Annotated in this window: 1 protein-coding gene; it reads left to right on the plus strand. The window is 42.4% G+C overall.

The window, feature by feature from the left end:
- Window positions 1-135: 135 nt before the first annotated feature.
- The gene (locus tag ACNSTQ_RS22960) at window positions 136-1,416 is read left to right on the plus strand and encodes an IS110 family transposase (RefSeq protein ID WP_418202045.1); all 1,281 of its coding nucleotides are present in this window, start codon (window positions 136-138) and stop codon (window positions 1,414-1,416) included.
- The last annotated feature ends 418 nt before the right edge of the window (window positions 1,417-1,834 follow it).

Consider the following 1,834-nt stretch of genomic DNA (forward strand, 5'->3'; position numbering starts at 1 on the left):
CTGCGGGATCTCACTCCTGCTCTAGTCCCTGCAGAAGCATTCCTGTCAGATGAGTTTTAACCTATTGAAAAGAAAAGGATCCTCCGATATGATGCTTGTGTCTCAAAACAAACATTAAAAAAGGAGGATCCTCACATGAAGGATAATCGAACGAAACGAATTAATCAAGTTCAAGAAAGCACTCTTGTCATTGGAATTGATATCGCAAAGGAGAACCACTATGCCTGCGCGATTGATAGCCGCGGTCGAGAATTGGCTAAAGTGTGGAGGATTCATCAATCTAGAGAAGGCTTTATCCAGTTTGAAGAGTACATTCACATGTTAATGAACCAACATCAAAAGACAGATGTTCTGATTGGTTTTGAGGCAACTGGTCATTACTGGATGAACCTAGCTCATTTCTTAAAAGCAATTGGCTTACCATTCGTCTTAGTGAACCCACTACACGTAAAAAATTCGAAGGAAATGGATGATAACCTTCAAACAAAAAATGATGCCAAAGATGCCCGAGTCATTGCGAAATTACTTCCAAACGGCTACTTTAGTGTACCAAGAGACATGACCCCGGTAGATCATTCTTTGCGTCAAGGATCAGCCGTTCAGGAACATCTACGAAAAGACATTGGGGCAGTAAAAAATAGAATACAGCGTTGGATTGCCCTTTATTTTCCGGAATTTCGACAAGTCTTTAAGAATTTTGGAAAACAAGAACTGACGGTTCTAAAGCTTACTCCCCTTCCAGAAGATATCAAAGAAGCCTCTGCGGAGGAGTTAGTCATCAAACAGAAAGAGGCTGGGGCTAAGTACGCGGGTAAACCCAAAATGGAGAAGCTTATTGCTCTGGCCCGTCATTCGATTGGACTGACGGAAGGAGCACAAGTGGCCCGATTAGAAATCCAAAACTTGGTTCATCAATTAGAGTTATTAGATTCTCAACTCGAAGAAGTAACCACTCAAATGGTTGAACAAGCGAGAAACTTACCCGAGTTTGAATACCTTGTTTCTGTTAAAGGAATTAGTGAAAACACGGTCAGTGAGCTGTTAGCCGAGACGGGTTCTCTTCAGAACTACGATCACCCACGCCAAATTATTAAACTAGCGGGGTTAACATTAAGAGAGAATAGCTCAGGGAACCATCAAGGAACCAAAAGGATTTCTAAGCGTGGCAGGAGAAGATTAAGGGCGCTTCTATACAAAGCCATTCTCCCGTTGATTCATAATAACGCGGCATTTAACAGCGTCTATACTTATTATCACTCGCGCCAGTATAATCCATTGAAGAAGAAAGAAGCGATGGTGGTATTATGCAGAAAGCTCATTCAAGTGTTTCACGGACTGAGTAGGAATCAAGCAAACTTCAATCCTGAAAGGATGTTAGCGGACCTCTCCTATATTACAGAGAGTAGAGCAGCTTAAGTGTTAAGCTTTCTTCGTTTTTAACAACATATGCACAGAGACTCGGCAAGCGGAGACTTAAGACGGCCTAAGTTAGGTGAGTCCATGCAGAAGTAAAAGCCGAGCTCTGCGTCAGGAAAGACCCAACGAAGGAATGTGGGCACTTGATGCCAAGAGATATGGGAGGGTACGTCCCCTGAAGCAGCAGAGATCACTCGTGCAAATACCATTTGAATTGGTAGTGATTGACAGACTGCCAACGCAACGCGTAATCATAACAGCCATTTTCTTCTTAAGCTTCCGATTTGTGTATATGGATTACGGAGGACTGTCATCAAAAATTTTTTCAGTAGGGTTAAAAACGAAAGAAGCCCCCGTCAGATTAACTTTTTCTGAGGGAGTCTCCACATATTTCATCCGCTACATTATTGCTTAGTTG

The sequence above is a fragment of the Alkalihalobacterium sp. APHAB7 genome (assembly GCF_048323755.1).
Lineage (GTDB): Bacteria > Bacillota > Bacilli > Bacillales > Bacillaceae_F > Alkalihalobacterium.